The organism is Arthrobacter rhombi (assembly GCF_900163545.1).
Classification (GTDB): Bacteria; Actinomycetota; Actinomycetes; order Actinomycetales; family Micrococcaceae; genus Arthrobacter_H; species Arthrobacter_H rhombi_A.
This window is the reverse complement of the sequence record NZ_FUHW01000038.1, coordinates 40261-63806: the sequence shown is the minus strand read 5'-3', so window position 1 is coordinate 63806 and position 23546 is coordinate 40261. Positions and strand designations below refer to the sequence as shown.

Here is a 23546-nt window from a genome sequence, read left to right as displayed (position 1 = left end):
GCGCCATGGCTGCTACGGGTTTCGGCGGTACCGAAGACTACTTGGCTGCGGCCTTGGGCTTCGGGGTGGCTGCCTCCACGAACCCGCGGCGCGGGGTCTCCAGATCGGCGATCTGAGTGATGTCGCGCTTGAACAGCAGGTTGGCGAACCAGTCGCCGGCCACGCGGAACTTGCGCTCGAACGTCGGCATGGCCATGCCGTGGTACCCACGGTGGGCAACCCAGGCCGGCAGGCCCTTGAGCTGCACGCCGAGGACCTTGGCCACGCCCTTGCCGGTACCGAATCCGGCGACGGCGCCCAAGTTCTTGTGCTCGTACTCGCCCACCTGGCCGACTCCGTAACGGGTGGCGTAGATGTTCGAGGCCAGCAGCTTGGCCTGGCGGACGGCGTGCTGCGCGTTGGGTACGCAGGTTCCGTCGGGCAGGCCACCGGTGACGTCCGGAACGGCGGCGACATCGCCGGCGGCCCAGGCGCCCTCAATGGGTCCGTCGTCGCCGGTGATGCGCAGGTCGGTTCCGACGCGCACGCGGCCACGCGGTTCGATCGGGAAATCGGTGGAGTGGACCATCGGGTTGGCCTGCACACCGGCAGTCCAGACCAAGGTGTCGGTCTCGAAGGTCTCGCCGGGGGTCTTCTCCGGCATGTTCGTCAGTTCAAGCTTGCCGTTTTCGGCCTTGCCCAGCGACGTGTTCAGCAGGACCTCGATGCCGCGTGAGCGCATGTGCTCCACGACCCAGACGGCCTGCTCTTCGGTGACCTCGGGCATGATGCGGCCCATGGCTTCGACCATGACAAAGCGGATCTCGTCCTGCTCAACACGGCTGGTCTTGGCCACTGCGGCGCGTACCAGGTCTTCGAGTTCGGTGATGGTCTCGATGCCGGCGAAGCCGCCACCGACGACCACGAAGGTCAGGGCACGACGCCGGGCTGCCGGATCGCTCATCATCGATGCGGTCTCAACCCGCTCGAGGACCTTATTGCGCAGGGCAACGGCCTCTTCGATGGACTTGAGTCCGATGCCCTCGTCGGCGAGGCCGGGGATCGGGAAGGTCTTGGTGATGGAGCCGGCGGCCATGACGACGTCGGTGTAGCCCAGTTCGAAGGGCTCCCCGTCGGTCGGGACGACGACTGCCTTGCGGTTGGCGTGATCCACGGCGCTCACTCGTCCGGTGATCAGTTCCGCGTTATCCAGGTGGGTGCGGTGCGAGACGGTCACGTGGCGGGGTTCGATTTTGCCACCGGCGACCTCGGGAAGGAAGGGCTGGTAGGTCATGTAGGGCAGCGGATCAACGACCGTGACGACGCCGCCGTGGGCCTTGACCTTATTCTGCAGCTTCATTGCGACGTACAAGCCGACGTATCCACCGCCAACGACGAGGATACGTGGGCGATCGGAAAGTTCAGGAGTGTTTGCCATAGGCCCATCCTAACGCGAACATCGGCTATGTGAAAGTCTTCACTAACGACTTTCCGGAAGATCGTCGAAGGGGTCCCGGTCGGCTTCCGAAGCGGTCCATTCGGCGTCCGCCACGGTACCTGCTTCCGCTGCCAACGTGGCCCGGTTCCGGCGCCGGGTGTTGACCACGTGCGCTCCCCCGCCCACGATGATGATCAGTGTCAGCGCGCCGAAACCGATGACCAATACTGCCGGCAGTGCGCCGGCAGGATCTTCCGGGGCGATGGCCTGGGGGGCGGCCACCGGCGGAACGGAGGATTCCTGTTGGGGTTTGGCCTTGGGCTTGGAGGGGGTGGGACGGACGACTTGGCCCCGCCGATGCACATGGATCCATTCGGCGATCGTCCCCAGGGGGTTCTTATCCACCGAGGGAACATCGGTAGTCAGCGCCGCCTCGGCATCCAATAATCCGTAGCCGTACAGGTTGTCCACGCCTGGTTTCCCGGCGTCCTCCGCCGTGGCTAAAATCCGTTGGATGACATCGTGGGCCTTCATATCCGGGTACTTCGAGCGGATGAGTGCGGCGACACCGGAAACCAACGGGGCCGCGCCCGAGGTTCCTGACCAGTCGGCGTAACCACCATCGGGCAGCCCACCCACCAGCGGGTCCGCGGGGGCGGCAACGCCGATGCTGATTCCTTGCGTCGAGGAATCCCAACTGGCCTTGCCCTTCTTATCGACACCGGCCACGGTCAACACTCCGGGGATGGTCGCCGGGGCCCCGACTTGTTCCATTCCCCCGGCACGGTTCCCGGCGGCGGCGACGATGACGACGTCGTGCTCCTCGGCGTACTTGAAGGCCTCATCCCAGCTGGTGGGCCAACTCGGCGTCGTGGATCCCAGCGACATATTGATCACGTCGGCCCCCTGGTCGACGGCCCATTTCACCGCATGCGGGACTTGTTCGCTGATGGGTACCCCGCCGGGGTTTTCCGAACCCAACCACAGGGAACCGGAGAGCAGTTCGGCCTTGGGAGCGACCCCGATGACGCCGTCCGGCCCGGGGCCGGATTTGGGGATTTTTACCGGATCAGGTTTCTTGGGCGGGTCTTCGTCGTCCTTCTTCGCGTCCTTGACGGCACGCTTCCAGGCAATGGTCTGCTTTTCGTCTTCCGCTGTGGCCTTGGCGATGGCCTCTTCATTGTTCCCGTGTCCGGCCAGCAGGGTTCCCACGAGCGTTCCGTGCTCGGGCAAGGCGCCCAGGGGCTTGGTTCCGTCCTTGTTCCCTGCCTGTGAGAAGTCACTGCCACCGACGACGGTTCCGCTCAGGTCGGGGTGCGAGTCGGCGATGCCGGTGTCAATGACCGCAACGGTGACTCCTTCCCCCTTGGAGACCTTCCACGCCTGCTTGATGCCATAGTCCTTGAGCCAATATTCGCTGTCACGGATTTGGTCTGCCTGAGCGGCGGGGGCCGCCACCAGCAGGGTTGCCGCGGCTAACAGGGTCGCCAAAAGGCCGGCGGTGGCACGGAGTGGACGGGGCCTCACGGGCGGTTCCTTCCAAGGTCGGGGACGACGGCGAGAGGACAGCTTATTGGCGTGCCAACCCGAGGGCGATGCCGTCCAGAATATCGTGTTCGCTGGCGACCGCCGTGCGCACCCGGTTTCCGGTCAGCTCGGCCATCCTCAACAGAATGGTCCGATAGATCAGTGCCCCGGCGGCGATCACGTCGACGCGGCCCGGGTGCATGTAGGGAAGTTGTTCCCGGCGGCGGCGTGAGAAACCCAGGAATTCGCTGGCTGCTGCCTCGATGACACCGATGGGCAGTTCGGAACCGTCGATCTTCTCGGGCTGGTAGCTGTGGAGATCCAGCACATGGGCGGTCACGGTGGTGATGGTCCCTGCCACGCCGACCACCCGGTCCACCTCGTGTAGCGGAACCGTCTGAAGAACCGTGTCGATCTGCCGGTTGGCTTCTGCTTCCGCTGCTGCGATTTGTTCGGCCGTCGGCGGGTCGTCGGTGAGGAAGCGTTCGGCGTAGCGCACGCACCCCATATCCATGCTGATTGCTGCCCGCACGCCGTCGCTGGTACCCACCACGAATTCCGTGGATCCTCCGCCCAGATCAACGACCAGGACATTCTCCGTATCCGCTGGAGGCCTCACGGACACTGCACCAGCGAAGCTCAAAGCTGCTTCCTCCGAGCCCTCGATCACCTCCGGGGTGACCCCCAAGCGGGTGCGGACTCCTTCCATGAATTCGTTGCGGTTGCCGGCGTCGCGGGTAGCCGAGGTGGCGACGAACCTGACGTGTTGGGCCCCATGCTTGCCGATGAGCGCGGCGTATTCATCCACGGCGGTGAAGGTGCGCTCCAGGGCCTCGGGCACGAAGTTTCCGGTGGCGTCGACCCCTTGGCCCAAACGCACAATACGCATCTGGCGGGACACGTCGAGCAGTCGGGTCTGCCCTTCCTCGTCCTCGATGACGTCGGCGATGAGCAACCGGATGGAATTCGTCCCGCAATCGATGGCGGCAACCCTCATGCTTGGTCTCCTGTGTCGTGTCCTTCGGGCTGCTGCCCGGTCGTTTCGGCGTGTTCGCGCGCCTGCCTGGCTGCACTGCGCCGGGCCTTCTTCACGGCAGGATCCTCGGCCTGTGTTTTGACGTGGCGGCTGCGGTCTTGTGCGGGCACTGGTGCCTCGGTATCCCACGCGCCGTGGCAATGGCAGCGCTCAGCGGTCCACCATTCGGCAATACCGGCGATGGCTTCGTCTCCCAACGGGTTGACCCCGGCGCCGGCTGAGAGCGAATGCCCCACCAACACGTGCAGGCATTTCACCCGGGTCGGCATCCCGCCGGCGGAGACCCCGTCGATTTCCGGGACCGCACCGATTCCGGTACGTTGCCCGATGGCATCACGGGCTGCGAGGTAGTCGTGGTGGGCCGCCGTGTAGGTGGCGGCCAGGGCTTCATCCTGTCCCAGCCGTTCGGTCATCGTCGCCATCAGCCCGGCGGCCTCGAGCCGGGAAACGGCCGAGGTGATGACGGGGTGGGTGAGGTAGAACGTTGTCGGGAAGGGGATGCCCGAGGCCAGCCGCGGGGCGGTGGTGGCCACCAGTGGGTTGCCGCAGAGGCAACGCGCCCCGATCTCCACCACATCGCGGGCCGGGCGGCCGAGCTGACGGCTCAGCGTGTCCAGGTCCTCAGGGGTGGGGACCCGCTGTTCGGCGTCCAGCGCTTCATGGCGCGGTGCTGTGGCGGGATGCTCCACGTGTTCTCCTTCGGGAAATGATCAGTCGGTGGCCGAGCGTACAACGGTGTCCCAGAGGGAGTCGACCCATGGCAGGTCGGTCCGGACATCGCCCACGCTTTGTGGGCCGGCTGCGGATTCCTCACCGGTTGCTCCGACCACCATGTACTTCTTCTCGCCGGGCATCACCAGGTTGATCCGGTTACGGGCCTGTGCCTTGACGTAGGCCGGGTCGTCCCAACGGGAGATCTGTGTGACGAGCTCGTCCTGTTCCTGCTGCTTCTGGGCGATCGACGCCTGAACTTCGGCGACCTCGGCCCGCTGGTCCATATAGGTTCCCACACTGGGCAGCAGCAGGACCGTGACCACGGCCAAGATGACCGCCAGGGTCAGCAGGCGCCCGGAGAAGGCCCGGGCCGGGACCGGCGCGCCACCTTCCGCGGGAGTCTGTGCGGCCTCGGGCTTGCGGTGTCCACTGCCGGAGCGGATCGCCCCGGAAAGTTCTGCACGTTCGCGCAGTCGCTTCTCCCGGGGGCCGCCCTGCCGGGGCCCGGGACGTTTACCGGGCTGATTCGGTTTTTTGGTGGGCGGTGTGCCTGGCTGCTTCTTCGCCGTGGAGGTACGGGCCGCCGGTTTGCCTGCCGCCGGTTTCTTGGCAGCTGGTTGACTGGCCGGTTTCTTGGCAGCTGGTTTCTTGGTGGCCGGTTTACCTGCCGCCGATGCGCTGGCCGCTTCGGGACGCGAAGAGGCGGCCCGGGGCGCCTCCTCGTGCGCCGGGGCCGCACCCATCGGGACGACTTTCTGCCGGTTGACCGCTGTCGGTGTGCGGGGGGCCGCCGGGGTGTTCGCGGCAGGGGCTGCCGCGTTTTCGCCCTCGTTGGCTGCTGTAGCACCGTGCCCCTGATCGGCAGGCCGGACCCGAGGCATGTTGGGACGTCGGGTTGCCATGGGTCTCCTACCGGTCTGTTCGGTGGTCTCTGGGGTGGGCTGGGCACACGTTTCAAAGGCGTGAGGGGAACCACCGGTGTCCGGCGGCTCCCCTCAGCACTTTACGCGTTGCGGTGCGACGTTAGGCGGTGAAACGCGGGAAGGTCGCCTTTCCTGCGTAGAACGCGGCGTCGCCGAGCTCTTCCTCGATCCGCAGCAACTGGTTGTACTTCGCGACACGCTCGGAGCGGGCCGGGGCACCGGTCTTGATCTGGCCGGCATTGGTGGCGACGGCGATATCGGCGATCGTCGTGTCCTCGGTTTCGCCGGAGCGGTGCGAGGTGACGGTGGTGTAACCGGCCCGCTGGGCCAGCGACACGGCATCCAGGGTCTCGGTCAGTGAGCCGATCTGGTTCACCTTGACCAGCAGCGAGTTCGCCGTGGCCGAATCGATGCCCTTCTGCAGGCGCTCGGGGTTGGTGACGAAGAGGTCGTCGCCGACGATCTGGACCTTCGAACCGATGGCGTCGGTGAGGGTCTTCCACCCGTCCCAGTCGTCTTCGTCCAGCGGGTCCTCGAGGGAAACCAGCGGGAAGTCCTCGACGAGCTGGGCGTAGTAGTCGCTCATCTCGGCGGCGGTGCGTGAGCCACCTTCGAACTGGTAGGTCCCGTTCTCGAAGAACTCGGAGGAGGCGACGTCCAGGGCCAGGGCGATGTCCTCGCCGGGGATCAGACCGGCCTTCTTGATGGCTTCGATGATCAGTTCCAGGGCAGCACGGTTGCTTTCCAGGTTCGGCGCAAAACCGCCCTCGTCCCCCAGCCCGGTGGCCAGCCCGCGTTCCTGCAGGACCGACTTCAGCGCGTGGTAGACCTCGACGCCCCAGCGCAGTGCCTCGGAGAAGGTGGAGGCGCCCACGGGGACGACCATGAACTCCTGGATGTCGACGTCGGAGTCTGCGTGTGAACCCCCGTTGAGGATGTTCATCAGCGGTACCGGTAGAACGTGGGCGTTGGGGCCACCCAGGTAGCGGTAGAGCGGCAGGTTGGAGGACTCGGCAGCGGCGGAGGCCACGGCCAGCGAGACACCCAGGATGGCGTTGGCGCCCAGGGTCGACTTATTGGCGGTGCCGTCCAGGTCGATCATGATCTGGTCGATGGCCCGCTGGTCGGTGGCGTCCTGGCCGATGAGGGCCGGCTGGATCGTGTCGATGACCGCGTCAACGGCCTTGGAGACGCCCTTGCCCAGGTAGCGGGACTTATCACCGTCGCGCAGCTCAACGGCTTCGAAGGCTCCGGTGGAAGCGCCGGAGGGCACTGCCGCGCGGCCCAATGAGCCATCGGAGAGCAGGACTTCGGCTTCTACGGTCGGGTTGCCACGCGAATCGAGGATCTCGCGAGCGTGGATGGCATCGATCAAGGCCATGGAAGGTACTCCTTCGTGGGTGGGTTTGGGGGCCGTACACAGCATTGGATACGCGGGCACGTTGCCTCGCCTCCCAGCCTAGCCTGTGCCGGCTGTGGAGGAGGAAGTTGGTTGCGCATGAGTCATGTAACGTGCGACGGCGGTGCGCAGCGAGCGTTCCGCGTCCAGCCCACGCTCATGCGCGTCGGCGACGATCCCCAGCAGCAGGTCACCCAGCTCGTCTTCGGTGTCCACCACCACGGATTCCGGGGCCTTCGGGGTGTCCGGCGCCGGGGTGGCGCCGGCCCAACGGCGGGCCCGGCCGATCGTCTTATCCGCCAAGGCGAGGGCCGGAAGATGACGCGGGAGCGAGGAGAACGGGTCGGTGCGGGAGGGGTCCTCGGCGCGTTTGGCAGCATCCCAGGACCCGATGATCTCCTGGATGCTCTCGGGGTAGCTCCCGCGGAGGCTGCCATCCGGGTGGAAGACGTGCGTGTTGCGGCGGATCATCTTTTCACTCAGGTGGGCGGCGATATCTGAAAAATCGAAGGCCCCGCGTTCGGCGGCGATTTCGGCGTGCAGAACCAGTTGCAGAAGCACGTCGGCCAGTTCCCCGCGCAGTTCGTCATCATCCTGGCCGGTTTCGATGGCCTCGAGCAGTTCATAGGACTCCTCGACGAGGTATTCCACCAGCGAGGCGTGGGTCAGTTCGGCGGTCCAGCGGCAGTGCCGGCGGAGGTCCGCAATGATGCCCAACAGGCGTTGCGGCTCCCCCGCCGAACCCAGGCTCCCCCCGGGTCGGGCCTCACTCATCCTCGGCTCACACCTGGTCATCGTCCTGGTCATCGCCGTCGCCGGTCAGCCCGGCATATTCGGCGTTGATGTATTCGACCAGGGCTTCGCGTTCCTCCAACGGCAGGAAGGCAGCCTCGGCGGCGTTGAGCGTGAGCTCGAGCAGGTCATCGAGGTCGTAGTCGAAGGCTTCGACCAGCAACTCGAATTCGCTCGAGAGGCTCGTATCCGACATCAGGCGGTTGTCCGGGCTGATGGTGACGGTGAAGCCCGTCTGGTAGAGCAGGTCGATGGGATGGGATTCGATGCCCTCACCGAAGCCCGTGGTGGCCCCGGTCTGCAGGTTCGAGGACGGGCAGATCTCCAGCGGAATACCCCGATCGCGCACCCAATTGGCGACCGGCCCCAGGGTGACCAGCCCGGTGTCTTCCTCGACCTCCGAGCCATCATCGTCGGTGCCTCCGAACTGGATGTCGATGTCCTCGGCGATGCGCACACCGTGGCCCAGCCGCTCGGCCCTCCCCGTCAGGAGGGCGTCGACGATCGAGTCCACTCCCGCTGCTTCGCCAGCGTGGACGGTGGTGGGGAAGAAGTTCTTGGCCAGCAGGTCGAAGGCCTCGGTCATCCGGGAGGGCGGGAAACCGTCCTCGGCGCCGGCGATGTCGAAGCCGACGGCACCGTTACCACGGTGACGCAACGCCAATTCGGCGATTTCCACGCCGCGGTCGGCATGGCGCATCGCGGTAATGAGCTGCCCGACCTGGATGGGCCTTCCACTCTCGGCCACGGCTTCGACCCCTTCGTCCAGGCCTTGCTGGACGGCTTGGACGGCCTCGTCCAGACTCAGTCCACCGGCGAGATGTTGTTCGGGTGCCCAGCGCACTTCGCCGTAGACGACGCCGTCGTCGGCGAGGTCCTCCACGAATTCGCGGGCAACCCGGATCAGGTTCTCGTGGGTCTGCATCACCGCGACGGTATGTTCGAAGGTTTCCAGATAGCGGGGCAGCGAACCGGAGTTCGCCGATTGCCGGAACCATTCGCCGAGGGCCACCGCATCGGTGGACGGCAGTTCATGGTGTGCCGCTGCGGCAAGTTCAATGATGGTGGACGGTCGCAGGCCACCATCGAGGTGGTCGTGCAGCGAGACCTTCGGCAGGCTGCGGAAGTCGAATTCGGGGTCATAGGCGGTATGGATCAGCTCTTCACTCACGCACCCCAGCGTACTGGGCGTGCCGACGCAACGGAACCATTCCCGCTCGAGGATGGGCTCCCCTCGTTGCCCGAGGCTCAGCGCCTCCGGTCCGCGGGCACTTCAAGCAGTTGGGGGGTTGGCTGCGCGTCCGGGGACTGCGGGTCGATTCCCAGTCGACGACGCAGAACATTGAGAACCCGGTCCACGATGAAGCCGAACACCATGGCGATCGAGATCGACAGTCCGATGCCCAGCAGCGGGTTGTCTTTCATCCAGTGGCCGCCCACCGCGCCGATGGTGGTGGAATAGGCGCTCCAGGTCAGGCAGCCCAGGGTGTCGAGCAGTGTGAAGCGGCGGAGGGAGAACCGGGTGGCCCCCGCGGTGAAGTTCACTGCCACGCGTCCGATGGGAATATAACGGGCCGTGAAGATCAGCAGGGCGCCACGTCGTTCGAGTTCGCGGCGGGCCACGGCAAAAGTCTTGCGCGCCCGCCGTCGGCGCATCCAGCGGAAACGATCCAGGCCGATGCGCCGCCCGAACCGGTAGGCGAAGTGGTCCCCGGCAATGGCCCCGGCGGCCCCCACGAGTCCGAGCAGGAGCAGCGGCGGTGCGCCGGAGGCCACGGCCACGCTCGCCAGGGCCACAATCAACGATTCGCTGGGCACCACGGGCAGCAAACCGTCGATCAGGCAGAACAGGAACAGCAACGGCAGGATCCACCACGCCGTCGAAGCGTAGAGGATCACTTCGTTGATGACATCCATGAAGCAGGTTCCCTCAGCTGGAATGAGTCAATCGTCGAGTGGACGACGACGGCCACGGGCGGACTGGGCCGGGCGATGCTTCCAGTCTGGTCCATGAACACCGGGCTTGCCGTCCCTCCCAGGGATGATTCAGGGTTCAATCCGGGTCATCCCTGAGGCCAGCGGGGCCGCTACTGGGCGATCCGATCCAGGATCAGGCGTTGGCCGCTTCTGCTCCCTTCAGCGCTGATCGTGGCTGCCGATTCCAGCGCCTCCAGCGCCCTGCCGAACTTCTCGGGGGTGTCGGTCAATAAGGTCATGAGCGGTTGACCGCGGCGAACCACGTCCCCGGGTTTGGCGTGCAAACGCACCCCTGCCCCGGCTTGAACCTCATCCTCCCGGCGGGCCCGCCCGGCGCCCAACCGCCAGGCGGCAATACCCACGCTGAGGGCATCGAGTTCGGTCAGCACCCCATCGGCCTGGGCGTACACGGTCTCCGATTCGCGGGCGACCGGCAGCGCGGCTGCGGGGTCACCTCCCTGGGCGGAGATCATCAGCCGCCAGACGTCCATGGCCCGACCATCGGCCAGGGCGGCAGCAGGGTCGGCGTCGTGCACTCCGGCGCCGGCAAGCATTTCCTCGGCCAGTTTCACGGTCAGGTCCACCACATCTGCCGGTCCGCCCCCGGCGAGAACGTCCACGGATTCTTGGACCTCGATCGCGTTGCCGGCGGTGAGCCCCAACGGGGTGGCCATATTGGTCAGCAGGGCCACCGTTTTCACTCCGGCGTCGGTGCCCAACCCCACCATGGTCCGCGCCAGTTCGCGGGCATCGTCCTCGTCCTTCATGAACGCCCCGGAGCCGACTTTGACGTCCAGGACCAGTGTCCCGGTCCCTTCAGCGATTTTCTTGGACATGATCGAGGAGGCGATCAGGGGGATGGCTTCGACCGTTCCGGTCACGTCACGCAGGGCGTAGAGTTTTTTATCCGCAGGGGCCAAGCCGGTTCCTGCCGCACAGATGACCGCCCCGCAGCCGGCAAGCTGGTCCATCATCGCCTCGTTGGATAGCGAGGCCTGCCATCCGGGGATGGACTCGAGCTTATCCAGGGTGCCACCTGTATGTCCGAGGCCACGGCCGGACAGCTGGGGTACGGCTACCCCGAAAACGGCCACCAGCGGGGCCAGCGGCAGGGTGATCTTGTCCCCCACCCCACCGGTGGAGTGTTTATCCGCCGTCGGCTTGGCCACCCCCGACGGGCTGCGCAGTGTCGAGAAGTCCATGCGTTCACCCGAGTTGATCATGGCCGTCGTCCAGCGGGAAATTTCTGCCCGGTCCATCCCATTGAGCAGAATCGCCATGTTCAGGGCGGCCATCTGCTCCTCGGCAATGACCCCGCGGGTATAGGCGTCGATGGTCCAGTCGATCTGTTCGGGACTCAGCGTCCCCCGATCGCGTTTGATGCCGATGATGTCGACGGCGTCGAATTTCTCGGTGCTCATGCTGGGCCTTTCGTCGGTTCCCGGCCGGGCGGCCGGGGCTAGTGCAGGAGGGTTTCGGGTCCGAACGCGTCAGGCAGGACCTGTTCCATGGTGGCGATGCCACGCACGGTCATCAGTTCCATATCGGGTCCACGGTGTTCGTGCAGCAGTTGGCGGCAGCGCCCGCAGGGCATGAGGATGTTGCCGTTCCTATCGACGCAGTAGAACGCTCGTAGCCGGCCGCCCCCGCCCATATGGAGTTGTCCGATCATGGTGCATTCGGCGCAGAGGACCACCCCGTAGGCGGCGTTCTCGACATTGCAACCGCTGATGATCCGTCCGTCCTCGGTCAGGGCTGCCGCCCCGACCGGGAACTTCGAATAGGGGGCATAGGCGTGTTCCATCGCCGCGGTCGCCGCGGCCCGCAGGCTCTCCCAACCGGCGGCATCCAGCGGCGTCGTCGTTTCCTCGGCCACGCGCCTACTCCTTCACGTATGGGACGCCGTTGGAGGCCGGAGGCCGTGATTTCCCGGCCAGCCCGGCGACGGCGAAGATCGTCACGATATAGGGCAGCATCTGCATGAACTGGTTGGGCACCGGGGTGCCCAGGATGCTCAGCACGAAGGAGAGGTTCAGCGAGAAGCCGAACAGCAGGGAAGCGAAGAAGGCGCCAATGGGGTTCCAGCGTCCGAAGATCATGGCTGCCAGGGCGATGAAGCCTTGTCCTGCGGTCATTTCCTTGCTGAAGGACGAGGAGGTCACCAGGGTGAAGAAGGCACCTCCGACACCGGCGACCACGCCGGCCAGGGCCACATTGGAGAAGCGGATGGCGTTGACCCGGATGCCCACCGTATCGGCGGCCTTCGGGTGCTCGCCCACGGCCCGTACGCGCAGACCCCAGCGGGTCTTGAACAGACCGAACCAGACCAGGAAGACGGCGACGTACATGCCGTAGCCCAGGATCGTCTGGTTGAAGAAGATCGGGCCGAAGACGGGAATGTCCGCCAGGCCGGGGATCCTGATGTTGTGGAACGACGGCGGGGAGTTGAACAGCGCCGAGTTCTCCTTCATGACCGTGGAGAACAGGAAACTGGTCAGCCCCGCGACCAGGACGTTGAGCACGACGCCGACGATGACCTGGTTGACCAGGTACTTGATGCTGAAGACCGCCAGCACCATCGAGACGATCACGCTGGCCACCACGGCGGCCAGGACGCCGGCGATCAGGGACTGGGTGATGGAACCGACGATGGCAGCACCGAAGGCGCCGGCCAGCAGCTGACCTTCGATGGCAATGTTGATCACGCCCGAACGTTCACACAGCACCCCCGAGAGCGAACCGAAGATCAGTGGGATGGCGAGAGTGAACGATCCGGCGATCAGACCGGAGAAGTAGACGTTGGGGTTGTTCGCACTGCCGATGACCCAGACCAGGAAAGCGATGACCCAGACCGAGGCGAAGACCGGGACGATCCAACGGGGCAGGGCCTCGGCGCGGGCGGTGGACCTGAAGGCATATCCGGCTAGCAACAGCAGGACGACGGCGGCGGCCCACCCCACGAGGGTGGTGCCTAGTTGCACGTCGGGAACCTGGATTGCGTCGGCCTTGGCGGAGATCCGGAAGCGGGCGGTGGCATGTGGGCTGCCGATGGCGAACCCGACCAGCGCCAGCAGGGCCAGGACGGCCAGGGTGACCGGTGCGCCCCAGTTGCGGATCGCCGGGGCCATGGCCGCCACGCGGGACGGGGGTGTGGTGGTTGCGGTGCTCACGCTGCTCCTCCGGCCTGGGCGGCGGATGCCGCCTGGGTGGACTTCTTTTTCTTGCCGGCGGTGATCCCGAAGATCGTGCGCACCAGCGGCGGAGCGGCGATGAACAGCACGATGAAGGACTGCACCACCAGCACGATGTCGATGGGGATGCCGGTATTGGCTTGCATGCCGACGCCACCGGCCCGCAGGGCGCCGAAGAGGAGCCCGGCAAAGAAGGTGCCGATCGGTTTGGAACGCCCCAGCAGGGCGACCGTGATGGCGTCGAAGCCGAAGCTGGCGGCAATATCACCCGATAAGGAGTGTTCGGTGCCGGAGATCTGTGCTGTGCCTGCCAGTCCCGCGAGGGCACCGGCGATGACCATCACCAGGGTGTAGGCCCGTGGGACGTTGATGCCCGCGGTGCGTGCGGCCAGGGGGTTGGCGCCGACGGCTCGTAGTTCGAATCCGGAGGTCGAACGGTTCAGCAGCCACCAGACGAATCCGACGGCCAGCAGGGCCACCACGAATCCGTAGTGCAGCCGGAACCCCGAACCAAAGATCAGCGGGTACGTCGCCGAATCGTGGACTGCGGGGCTGATGGGGTTATTGGATCCGGGGCGCTGGAAGGCGGTGGTGGTCAGCACATAGAGCAGCAGGTACAGAGCGATGTAGTTGAGCATGATCGTCACGATCACCTCGTGCGCGCCCCGTCTGGCCTTCAGGATCCCGGCGATGCCGCCCCAGATGGCGCCACCGATGACTCCGGCGACGACGGCCAGCAGCAGGTGGATACCGGCCGGCAGCTCCAAGGTGAAACCGACCCAGCCGGCCAGCATGGCGCCGACGATGATCTGTCCCTGACCACCGATGTTGAAGAGGCCGACCCGGAAGGCCAAGGCCACGCCGAGTCCCGCCAGGATCAATGGTGTGGAGACGGTCAACGTTTCGGTCAGCGGATAGATCGCATTGGCGAAGCCGTCGGCCTGCGTGTTGAAAACCGAGCTGCGGAACAGTGCGCCGTAGGCCTCGGAGACCGACGCCCAGACGGCGGTCAGCATGTCGAGGGGGCGGGCGAAGAAGTAGCTCGCCGCTTCGGTGACCCGCTCGTCGGTCGCGGCGATCAAGATGGCACCGACGATCAGTGACAGGACGATCGCCAGCACCGATACCAGACCGCTGCCCTGGGTGATGCGTTGCAGCAACGTGGCACCGGGCTCCGGTGGGCCGGCCTCGGCCAGCTGGGCGGGAGTGTTTCCTGCGGCGGCCCCTCCGGGAACGGATCCGCCACCCTCTGGTGATGCGGGGGGACCTCCTGCTGCGGGGTCCTGGGGTGTCAGGTCGGCGGGATCATTCATTCCCGGACTCCTCTTCGTGGTTCGGGGTCCGGGCGCTGCCCGGGGTCGTCGCGCCGGCGTCGTCGGCTGAGGCGCCGGCCATCATCAGGCCCAGCACGTCGCGCGGGGTATCCCCCGGGACGATGCCCACCAGCCGTCCCTTATAGAGGACGGCAATTCTGTCGGCGAGCTCGGCAACTTCGTCGAGTTCGGTGGAAATGATCATGACCGGTGTTCCGCCATCGCGTTCGGCGACGATCCGTCGGTGCAGGAATTCGATGGAACCCACATCGACGCCGCGGGTGGGTTGCGAGGCGATGAATAGTTTCAGGGGCCGGGAGAGTTCCCGGGCCATGACGACCTTCTGTTGGTTGCCTCCGGAGAGTGTTCCGGCGTTGGACTGCCCGCCCTGGGTACGGATGTCGTACTCTTCGATCTTCTCGTCGGCGTTGCGGTTGATCACCGTGGGGAGCATGTTGAGTCCGCGGGCGAAGGGAGGCCTGTCGTACTGGTTGAGTACGAGGTTCTCCGCGACCGTGAAGGAGGAGACCAGTCCGTCGGTGCTGCGGTCCTCGGGGACGAATCCGACACCCGAGTTGATGATGGACTTCACCGTACGGCCCAGCAGGTTTTCCCCCTGCAACATGATCTTTCCCGTGGCGTGGTCTTCCAGCCCCATGATCGCCTCGGCCAATTCGGTCTGGCCGTTGCCTTGGACACCGGCGACCGCGAGGATCTCGCCTTCGGAGATCTCGAAGCTGACGTCGTCGAGCATGACCTGCCCACTGGGGGCAAGAACCGTCAGGTTCTGCACACTGAACGTGGGTTTGCCCGGCTTTGCCGGTTCCTTATCGGTAGCCAGGTTCACGGCGCGCCCGACCATCAGTGAGGCCAATTCGGTCGCCGGGGCGCTGGGATCTGCGTTGCCCACGACCTTGCCGCGGCGGATGACGGTGATGACGTCGGAAATCGCTTTGACCTCACGCAATTTATGCGAAATGAAGACGATCGAGGTTCCGGTATCGCGCAGTTGCCTGATGATGTTCAGCAACTCGTCGGTTTCCTGGGGGGTGAGCACCGCGGTGGGTTCGTCAAGGATCAGGATCTTGGCGTCACGGACGAGCGCCTTGATGATTTCCACCCGTTGTTGGACACCGACCGGTAGGTCCTCGATGACGGCGTCGGGGTCCACATGGAAACCGAACTGGTCGGAGATCTCCCGGATCTTCCGACGAGTGGCGTCCAGATCGAGGATACCCGCAGCGCGGGTGTTTTCGTCACCGAGCGCCACGTTCTCGGCCACGGTGAAGACGGGGACGAGCATGAAGTGTTGGTGGACCATCCCGATGCCTGCCTTCATGGCATCGCCCGGGCCGCTGAAGCTGACGGGCTGGTCATCGATGAGCACCTGGCCGGACGTTGCCTCGTACAGGCCGAAGAGGACATTCATCAGGGTGGACTTGCCCGCGCCGTTCTCCCCGAGCAGCGAGTGGACCTGCCCGTCCTCGACGACGACATCGATGTTGTCGTTGGCCGTGAATGAACCGAATTTCTTCGTGATTCCGCGAAGTTCCAATTTCACGTGCTGTACCGTGTTCCCTTCTCATCCGGCGCCGGGGCCATGGTGTGGCCATGGGACCCGTGCGCCGTCGACCCTAGCGTAGCCGCGAACGTGTGGTGGTGAGCGAGCACGCGCCGCCCGAGAACGGGGTGACCCCGAACTACGGACGGCGCGTGCCGTTCTTGGCGGTCCCTGCCGATCCTCTGGATGGCTCGGGACAGCCCGTGGGTTATTCCTTCGGGCTGGAAGGCGACTTGACCTTGATGTCACCCGAAACGATATCTGCCTTGATCTCGTCCAACTGCGACTTCATGTCATCGGAGACGTCGGCGTCGAAGTCGTGGAACGGCGCCAGACCGACACCCTTGTTTTCCAGCGTCCCGACATACGGGGCGTTGTCGAACTTCTCGTCGAGATCCTCGGTCACCACGTTCTCCACTGCCTCGCCCATCAGCTTCATGACCGAGGTGAGTACGAATTCCTTGCCCGAGGGAAGGGTCTTGTAGCCGTCGGAGTCGACCCAGACGACCTTGACATCCTTACCGTTGGAGTTGGCTTCCTTGACGGCGTCGATGGTGCCCAGTCCCACCGGGCCGGCGACGGGCATGACGATATCAGCGCCTTCGTTGATGAAGTTCGTCGTGGTGGTCTTGCCCTTGCCCTGGTTCTCGAAGTCTCCGGTGAACGTGCCGTTCTGCTTATCGGAGTTCCAGCCCAGAACCTTGACCTTCTTGTCGTTCTTCTCGTTGAAGTACTTCACGCCTTCATCGAAGCCGTCCATGAAGATCGAGACGGTGGGCAGGTTGATGCCGCCGTAGGTGGCGACCTTGCCCGTCTCCGTTGTCCCGGCGGCGAGGTAACCGGCCAGGAAGGCAGCCTGAGCCGTGTCATAGATGATCGGCTTGACGTTATCGGCCTTGATCGAATCATCATCGATGATCGCGAAGTGGGAGTCCGGGTTGGCTTCGGCCATCTTCTTCGTGGCGTCCGCCAGCAGGAAGCCGACGGTGACGGTGAGATTGCAGCCGCCCTTGACCATCGAGCTGAGGTTGGGCTCGAAGTCGGTGGCCGCCTGCGACTCGGCCTTCTTGGTCTTGATGCCCAAATCCTTCTTGGCCTTCATGAGCCCCTCGTAGGAGGACTGGTTGAACGACCGGTCATCGAAGCCACCGGAGTCGGAAACAATGCAGCCGGTGTAGTCGGCGGCGCCGGGGTGGCTCGAAGCGTTCGAGTCATCGCCACCGGAATCCGGTGCCGCCCCGCAGGCGGTCAGAACGAGGGCGGAAACGCCCAGGACGGCGGCAAGCTGGCCGGTAGAGCGCTTCAGGGTGCGCGGTGACTTCTTCAAGGTTCCTCCAGTGACGAGTGATGCTTCGGGGCCACCCCATAACAGAACAGGCCAGGTGACCTACCTGTCCCGTGTGGGTGCCGACCGCCTCCGACCTCCCATGGCAGGAAGACGTGACGGAGAATACAGTATGCCCCACGAAGACCGACCTGCCACCACAAATAGTTGACAAGACAATATCGTTGACCTTTTGTTACCTACTGGTAGAACGATCAGACACTTTGTCCAGGATTAATGGCTCGCAGGGCGGCAGCGGCCATGACCCGAATCCCGGTTTCGATCGCCGTCTCGTCAGGAATGTAGTCGCCACGGTGCAGATCGTAGGTTTCCCCTCCCGGGGTGCGCGTCCCCAGACGCATCATGGCTCCGGGAATGGTGTGGGTCATCCACGCAAAATCTTCCCCACCCATGGATTGCGGGATGAGCACGATGGACTTCGAACCGATCTCGGCGCGCGCCGCCCGCTCGATCAAATCCGTTTCCGCTTCGGCGTTAACCACCGGGGGGACGCCCCGGGTGTGTTCGAGCTTCACGTCGACACCGTAGGGAACGGCGACCTGACGGACCACCTCATCCAATAAGACACCCGCCGATTCCCAGGCCTCGCCGTCCAGGCAGCGCATGGTTCCGGCCAGATAGCCAGACGCCGGAATGGCATTCGGGGCCGAGCCCGCATGGATTTGACCCCAGACCACCGACACTGCGCTACGCACGTCGATCCGCCGGTTGAGTACCGCCGGGACGCCGACGGCGATCTCGGCGAGGGCGAAGACCAGATCCTCGGTCAGATGCGGCCGTGAGGTGTGCCCGCCGCGGCCCGATAATTCGATCTTGATGGTGTCGCTGGCACTGGTGATCGCGCCGATGCGGGTCCCGATCGTTCCGGCGTCGACGCGAGGTTCACAATGCAGGGCCAGGATGCGCGGAACCCCTTCGAGGACTCCCTGGGCAATGACCGATAGCGCCCCGCCGGGCATGGTCTCCTCGGCCGGCTGGAAGATGACCCGGATCCTTCCCCCCAGCTCGCCGGCTTCGTGCAGGCGCGCCAGCGTCAGGGCCACTCCGAGCATGACCGTGGTGTGAATGTCATGCCCGCAGGCATGGCAGACGCCTTCGCGGTTCGAGGCGTAGTCCAACCCGGTTTCTTCCAGGATCGGCAGGGCATCGATATCTGCACGTAGCCCCAGGGCAATTTCGCCCTCGCCGATGTCCACATAGAGCCCGGTCCCCTCGAGGGCCTTCGGCTCCAGTCCGGCATCCGTGAGTTCCTGCAGGATGCGTGCCGTCGTCCGCGTCTCCTCGAAGGACAGTTCGGGGTTCGCATGCAGGTCCCGGCGGAAGCCCACCAGTTGGGGCAGCAACGGCTCGGCCCAGGGACCGATCGCGGGGTAGGTCGTCTGCCTTGAGGAATCGTAAGTCACAGAAGCGACCTTACGACGAAGTCGGGGCAACCACCGAGTTTGCAACGCATCATTTCGCCCGCATTACCGGCGGCCACCGACCTGGCTAGAGCACGTCGAGGTCGCCCGAGGCCTTGAGGGCTTCAACGGCCTTCTTCACGGACTGGGCGTGGTCGCTGGTAGTGACCAGGAGGGCATCCCCGGTGTCGACGACGACCACGTCCTTGATTCCGATCAGGGCGATCATCCGTTTGGTGTCGGAGACGACGACACCGGAGGCATCGTCGGCGTAGACCCGGGCCCCATCCCCCAGCACGGTGAGGTTGGTGGCCTCGCTGGCGGGGTTCAAGCGGCCGATGGCCGCGAAGTCGCCCACGTCATCCCAGGTGAATTCGCCGGGGATCATCGCGACGTCGCCGTGCTCAGCTGCCGGTTCGGCCACCGCATAATCGATCGCGATCTTCGGCAAGGTCGGCCAAATACGCTTTTTCACGGCATCACGCTCATCGGTGTCCCAGGCATCGGCGATCTCCATCAACCCTGCGTGCAGTTCAGGTTCGTTGCGTTCAAGGTGCTCGAGCATCAGGGCCACGGGGGCAACGAACATCCCGGCATTCCACAGGTAGTCACCGCTAGCGACATAACGCTGGGCCACCTCCTCATCCGGTTTCTCCACGAATTCGAGCACCGACGTCGCACTGGGCGCCCCTTCAACAGCGAGGGCTTCGCCGGCACGGATGTAGCCAAAAGCCGTCGACGGCGAAGCAGGCTTGATGCCGATGGTGACGATTTTTCCCGTGGCCGCGGTCAGGATGGCTTCGCGGACCGCCTCCTGGAAGACCTCGACGGGCCCGATGACCTGGTCCGCGGCAAAGGAACCCATGATGATGTCCGGATTCCTGCGGTGCAGGATGGCTGCCGCCAGGCCGATCGCCGCCGCGGAATCCTTCGGCTCGGATTCGAGCACGAGGTTCGTTTCGCTCAATTCGGGCAACTGCGATTGGACGGCCTCGCGGTGGGCCTGCCCGGTGACCACCATGATGCGGTGGTCGGCCAGGGGAACGAGCCGCTCATAGGTCGCGCGGATCAACGTGGTTCCCGATCCGGTGAGGTCGTGCAGGAACTTGGGGGCGGCCGCTCGGGAGAGCGGCCACAACCGCGTTCCCACGCCGCCGGCGGGGATGACGCCGTGGAAGCGCGCGAGGAGGTCTTCATTCATGGATCCCACAGTAGGCGATCACCGAAGCGTTTCGCTGGAGGACGGGCTCGATTTAGGACACGAAAATGTCACGTATTTTCCGCGTGAATCCGCGTATTCCCCCTCGTCACGGCGGTCGCCGTGAGGCTCGCCACACAGGTAGGGTGGAGACGAAGCCTGACGGGCCCCGTGGTCTAGGATCAGGCTAGGAACGCTTACGCACCGGCGCCAATCTTTTGTGTGCACGCCACACGAACGCCCTTGCATGCATGGAGGTAAATTCAGTGTCGAAGACATCGTCAGGCACCCTCTACCGCGGCCACGAAGGCATGTGGTCCTGGGTAGGGCATCGGGTCACCGGTGTCGTCATTTTCTTGTTTCTTTTGGTGCACGTGCTTGATACGGCCCTGGTCCGGGTTGACCCCGGCGCCTACGACGCCGTGATCGGCACGTATAAGAACCCGCTGATGGCCGTCGGAGAGCTCGGTCTCGTCGCCGCGATCGTCTTCCACGCCTTCAACGGTCTGCGTCTGGTCCTGGTTGACTTCTGGAAGTCCGGACCCAAGTACCACCGTCAGCTGCTCTGGGGCGTGCTGATCGTCTGGGTCGTTGTCATGATCGGTTTCGCCATCCGTCACCTGTCGCTCGCCTTCGGAGGTTACTAAGCCATGGCTCCCACGGAATTCGTTGCACCGCGCTCGACTCGGATTGATCCGAAGTACATGCGTGGCAAGTCCAAAAACGGCAACTTCGAGATGCTCGCGTGGCTCTTCATGCGTATCTCCGGCGTCCTGCTGGTCATCCTGATCTTCGGCCACCTCTTCGTTAACCTGCTGGTCGGTGACGGCGTGCATGCCATCGACTTCGGCTTTGTCGCCGGCAAGTGGGCCAACCCGCTGTGGCAGTTCTGGGACCTGACCATGCTGTGGTTGGCCATGCTGCACGGCACCAACGGCGTTCGCACCATCATCAACGACTACGTCGAAAAGAACCGTCCGCGGTTCTGGCTCCAGCTGGTCCTGGTGTTGTGCTCGGCGGCCATCGTCATTCTCGGCACGCTGGTGATCTTCACCTTCGATCCGTGCATCCCGGGCTCCACGCTCGCGGTCTGCCAGTAGTTCCGGCACACGTCGCCGAAACCAAGATTCAAAGAAGAGGGAACATCCGGTATGCAGGTACATAAGTACGACGTCGTCATTGTCGGCGCCGGTGGCGCTGGCATGCGCGCTGCCATTGAATCCGGCCAGCAGGCCCATACGGCTGTGTTGACCAAGCTCTACCCCACCCGTTCACATACGGGAGCCGCGCAGGGCGGCATGTGTGCCGCCCTGGCCAACGTCGAGGAAGACAACTGGGAGTGGCACACCTTCGACACCGTCAAGGGTGGCGACTATCTGGTTGATCAGGATGCCGCCGAGGTCATGGCCAAGGAAGCCATCGAGGCGGTGCTGGACCTGGAAAAGATGGGTCTGCCGTTCAACCGCACCCCCGAAGGCAAGATCGACCAGCGTCGCTTCGGGGGCCACACCCGCGATCACGGCAAGGCCCCGGTTCGCCGGTCCTGCTACGCGGCGGACCGCACCGGCCACATGATCCTGCAGACGCTCTACCAGAACTGCGTGAAGCACAACGTCGAGTTCTACAACGAGTACTACGTCCTGGACCTGCTCACCGTCCAGGAGGAAGCCACCCGCGAGGATGGCACCACCTACCTGCAGACCCGTGTTGCCGGAGTCGTCTCCTACGACCTGGCCACCGGCGAGATCCATGTTTTCCAGGCCAAGTCGGTCATCTTCGCCACCGGCGGTGCCGGCAAGGTCTTCAAGACCACCTCCAACGCGCACACCCTGACCGGTGACGGCATGGGCATCGCCTTCCGCAAGGGCATCCCGCTGGAGGACATGGAGTTCGTGCAGTTCCACCCAACCGGCCTGGCCGGGTTGGGGATCCTCCTTTCCGAAGCCGCCCGCGGTGAAGGTGCCATCCTGCGCAACTCCGAGGGCGAGCGGTTCATGGAGCGCTACGCACCCACCATCAAGGATCTGGCCCCGCGCGATATTGTCGCCCGGTCGATGGCCAACGAGGTTCGTGAAGGCCGCGGTTGTGGGCCGAATAAGGACTACGTCCTGCTGGACCTGACGCACTTGGAGCCGGCACATATCGATGCCAAGCTGCCGGACATCACCGAGTTCGCCCGTACCTATCTCGGTGTGGAGCCCTACACGGAGCCGGTGCCGGTCTTCCCGACCGCGCACTACGTCATGGGTGGGGTCCCCACCAACATCAAGGGCGAAGTCTTCCAGGACAACGAGTTCACCATCCCCGGCCTCTACGCCGCCGGTGAGGTCGCCTGTGTCTCCGTCCACGGCTCAAACCGCCTGGGCACCAACTCGCTGCTGGACATCAACGTGTTCGGCAAGCGTGCGGGTATCGCAGCCGCCGAATACTCCAAGACGGCCGATTGGGTCGACTTGCCGGAGAACCCGGGCGCCGACACCGAGGCACTGCTCGACGTGGTCCGACAGGCATCCGGTACCGAACGGATCGCCGCCATCCGCAAGGACCTCCAAGACACGATGGACGCCAACATGCAGGTGTTCCGCACCAAGGACACCATCATGAAGGCCCTGGCCGACGTCAAGGGCTTCCGTGAGCGTTATGCAAACATCAGCATCCAGGACAAGGGCAAGCGCTTCAATCTGGATCTGCTCGAAGCCGTGGAACTGGGCTTCCTGCTGGACTTGGCCGAGGTCATGTCCGTTTCCGCACTCCACCGTCACGAATCCCGTGGCGGCCACTTCCGCGAGGACTTCCCGGACCGCGACGACGAGAACTTCATGAAGCACTCGATGGTCTACAAGGACGACACCGCGCAGATGGAGGGCATCGAGGGCATCCGGTTCGACACCAAGCCCGTCATCTTCACCCGTTACCAGCCGATGGAGCGTAAGTACTAATGAGCAGCGAGATTCCCGAACCAGCATCCAAGGTCGACCTGGCCCCCGGTGTCGGCGGCGGCGGGGAGATCCCGAAGTTCGACATCACCCTGCGGGTGCGCCGATACCAACCGGAATTCTCCGAAGACGTGACCTGGGAGGATTTCCAGTTGACGATGTTCGGCACCGACCGTGTGCTGGACGCCCTGCATAAGGTCAAATGGGAGATCGACGGCTCGCTGTCGTTCCGCCGTTCCTGCGCCCATGGCGTCTGCGGCTCCGATGCCATGCGCATCAACGGCCGTAACCGGCTGGCATGCAAGACCCTGTTGAAGGACTTGGACACCGAGAAGCCCATCACCGTGGAGGCCATCAAGGGGCTGCCGGTCGAGAAGGACCTCATCGTGGACATGGAACCCTTCTTCCAGTCCTACCGTGAAATCATGCCCTTCATGATCACCAAGGGACATTCCCCGACGGCTGAGCACTACCAGTCCCCCGAAGAGCGCGAACGCTACGACGACACCACCAAGTGCATCCTGTGCGCTGCGTGCACCTCCTCGTGCCCGGTCTTCTGGACCGATGGGCAGTATTTCGGCCCGGCGGCGATCGTGAACGCACACCGTTTCATCTTCGACTCACGTGACGAAGGTGGCGATATGCGCCTCGAGATCCTCAACGACAAGGAAGGCGTGTGGCGTTGCCGTACGACCTTCAACTGCACCGAAGCCTGCCCCCGTGGCATCCAGGTCACCAAGGCTATTTCCGAGGTCAAGCAGGCCATTCTGGCCCGCTCGGTCTAGAGTCGACCGCTCTCGAAGCACGAAGAAGGCGT

General features: G+C 64.6%; 21 protein-coding genes. 4 read left to right on the top strand and 17 right to left on the bottom strand.

Annotated elements, in window-relative coordinates; translation table 11 throughout:
• Positions 1–37: 37 nt before the first annotated feature.
• From FM101_RS10755 to FM101_RS10675, 17 genes are all read right to left on the bottom strand, one after another.
• Positions 38–1417 (bottom strand): NAD(P)/FAD-dependent oxidoreductase, encoded by a 1380-nt coding sequence (locus FM101_RS10755; protein ID WP_086999473.1) that lies wholly within the window; start codon positions 1415–1417, stop codon positions 38–40.
• A gap of 42 nt (positions 1418–1459) precedes the next feature.
• The gene (locus FM101_RS10750) at positions 1460–2944 is read right to left on the bottom strand and encodes a S8 family serine peptidase (RefSeq protein ID WP_241895423.1); all 1485 of its coding nucleotides are present in this window, start codon (positions 2942–2944) and stop codon (positions 1460–1462) included.
• A gap of 43 nt (positions 2945–2987) precedes the next feature.
• Complete coding sequence (locus tag FM101_RS10745) at positions 2988–3941, bottom strand: Ppx/GppA phosphatase family protein (protein ID WP_086999471.1); 954 nt, start codon at positions 3939–3941, stop codon at positions 2988–2990.
• Entirely contained in the window at positions 3938–4669 is a 732-nt protein-coding gene (locus tag FM101_RS10740; protein WP_428844160.1) for a DUF501 domain-containing protein, read from the bottom strand. Before FM101_RS10740 ends, FM101_RS10745 begins: the two co-directional genes overlap by 4 nt.
• A 21-nt stretch (positions 4670–4690) precedes the next feature.
• Positions 4691–5596 (bottom strand): FtsB family cell division protein, encoded by a 906-nt coding sequence (locus FM101_RS10735; RefSeq protein ID WP_241895422.1) that lies wholly within the window; start codon positions 5594–5596, stop codon positions 4691–4693.
• A 121-nt stretch (positions 5597–5717) separates the two neighbouring features.
• On the bottom strand, positions 5718–6998 hold the full coding sequence (gene eno, locus FM101_RS10730; RefSeq protein WP_086999469.1) for a phosphopyruvate hydratase: 1281 nt from the start codon (positions 6996–6998) through the stop codon (positions 5718–5720).
• Between the two features lie 78 nt (positions 6999–7076).
• Positions 7077–7790 (bottom strand): MazG nucleotide pyrophosphohydrolase domain-containing protein, encoded by a 714-nt coding sequence (locus FM101_RS10725; RefSeq protein WP_086999467.1) that lies wholly within the window; start codon positions 7788–7790, stop codon positions 7077–7079.
• A gap of 7 nt (positions 7791–7797) precedes the next feature.
• Positions 7798–8979 carry an adenosine deaminase gene (locus tag FM101_RS10720; protein WP_086999465.1) on the bottom strand — a complete coding sequence of 394 codons (1182 nt, stop codon included), beginning with the start codon at positions 8977–8979 and terminating at the stop codon, positions 7798–7800.
• 77 nt (positions 8980–9056) lie between these two features.
• Positions 9057–9725, bottom strand: a complete 669-nt coding sequence (locus FM101_RS10715) for a DedA family protein (RefSeq protein WP_086999463.1) — start codon at positions 9723–9725, stop codon at positions 9057–9059.
• Positions 9726–9895: 170 nt separating this feature from the next.
• Positions 9896–11206 (bottom strand): thymidine phosphorylase, encoded by a 1311-nt coding sequence (locus tag FM101_RS10710; protein ID WP_086999460.1) that lies wholly within the window; start codon positions 11204–11206, stop codon positions 9896–9898.
• A gap of 38 nt (positions 11207–11244) precedes the next feature.
• Positions 11245–11661, bottom strand: coding sequence for a cytidine deaminase (locus FM101_RS10705; protein ID WP_086999458.1), 417 nt, complete (start codon positions 11659–11661; stop codon positions 11245–11247).
• A gap of 4 nt (positions 11662–11665) precedes the next feature.
• Entirely contained in the window at positions 11666–12955 is a 1290-nt protein-coding gene (locus FM101_RS10700; protein ID WP_428844159.1) for an ABC transporter permease, read from the bottom strand.
• A complete protein-coding gene (locus FM101_RS10695; RefSeq protein ID WP_086999456.1) occupies positions 12952–14289 on the bottom strand; it encodes an ABC transporter permease in 1338 nt (445 codons plus the stop codon). The genes FM101_RS10700 and FM101_RS10695 overlap by 4 nt, the downstream gene beginning before the upstream one ends.
• Entirely contained in the window at positions 14282–15850 is a 1569-nt protein-coding gene (locus FM101_RS10690; protein WP_086999454.1) for an ABC transporter ATP-binding protein, read from the bottom strand. The genes FM101_RS10695 and FM101_RS10690 overlap by 8 nt, the downstream gene beginning before the upstream one ends.
• Positions 15851–16058: 208 nt before the next feature.
• Entirely contained in the window at positions 16059–17177 is a 1119-nt protein-coding gene (locus FM101_RS10685) for a BMP family lipoprotein (RefSeq protein WP_241895421.1), read from the bottom strand.
• Between the two features lie 212 nt (positions 17178–17389).
• Positions 17390–18598 (bottom strand): amidohydrolase, encoded by a 1209-nt coding sequence (locus tag FM101_RS10680; RefSeq protein WP_241895420.1) that lies wholly within the window; start codon positions 18596–18598, stop codon positions 17390–17392.
• An 85-nt stretch (positions 18599–18683) separates the two neighbouring features.
• Complete coding sequence (locus FM101_RS10675; protein ID WP_086999451.1) at positions 18684–19796, bottom strand: mannose-1-phosphate guanylyltransferase; 1113 nt, start codon at positions 19794–19796, stop codon at positions 18684–18686.
• A gap of 263 nt (positions 19797–20059) precedes the next feature.
• Here FM101_RS10675 and sdhC point away from each other — a divergent pair, with 263 nt between their 5' ends.
• From sdhC to FM101_RS10655, 4 genes are read left to right on the top strand one after another with little or no spacing between them, the layout of a single operon-like run.
• The gene (gene sdhC, locus FM101_RS10670) at positions 20060–20440 is read left to right on the top strand and encodes a succinate dehydrogenase, cytochrome b556 subunit (RefSeq protein WP_086999449.1); all 381 of its coding nucleotides are present in this window, start codon (positions 20060–20062) and stop codon (positions 20438–20440) included.
• A gap of 3 nt (positions 20441–20443) precedes the next feature.
• Positions 20444–20893: a succinate dehydrogenase hydrophobic membrane anchor subunit gene (locus tag FM101_RS10665; protein WP_086999448.1), complete on the top strand. Its 450-nt coding sequence runs from the start codon at positions 20444–20446 to the stop codon at positions 20891–20893.
• Positions 20894–20944: 51 nt separating this feature from the next.
• Positions 20945–22732 carry a succinate dehydrogenase flavoprotein subunit gene (gene sdhA, locus FM101_RS10660; protein ID WP_086999446.1) on the top strand — a complete coding sequence of 596 codons (1788 nt, stop codon included), beginning with the start codon at positions 20945–20947 and terminating at the stop codon, positions 22730–22732.
• Positions 22732–23514, top strand: a complete 783-nt coding sequence (locus FM101_RS10655; protein ID WP_086999444.1) for a succinate dehydrogenase iron-sulfur subunit — start codon at positions 22732–22734, stop codon at positions 23512–23514. Before sdhA ends, FM101_RS10655 begins: the two co-directional genes overlap by 1 nt.
• Positions 23515–23546: the final 32 nt, after the last annotated feature.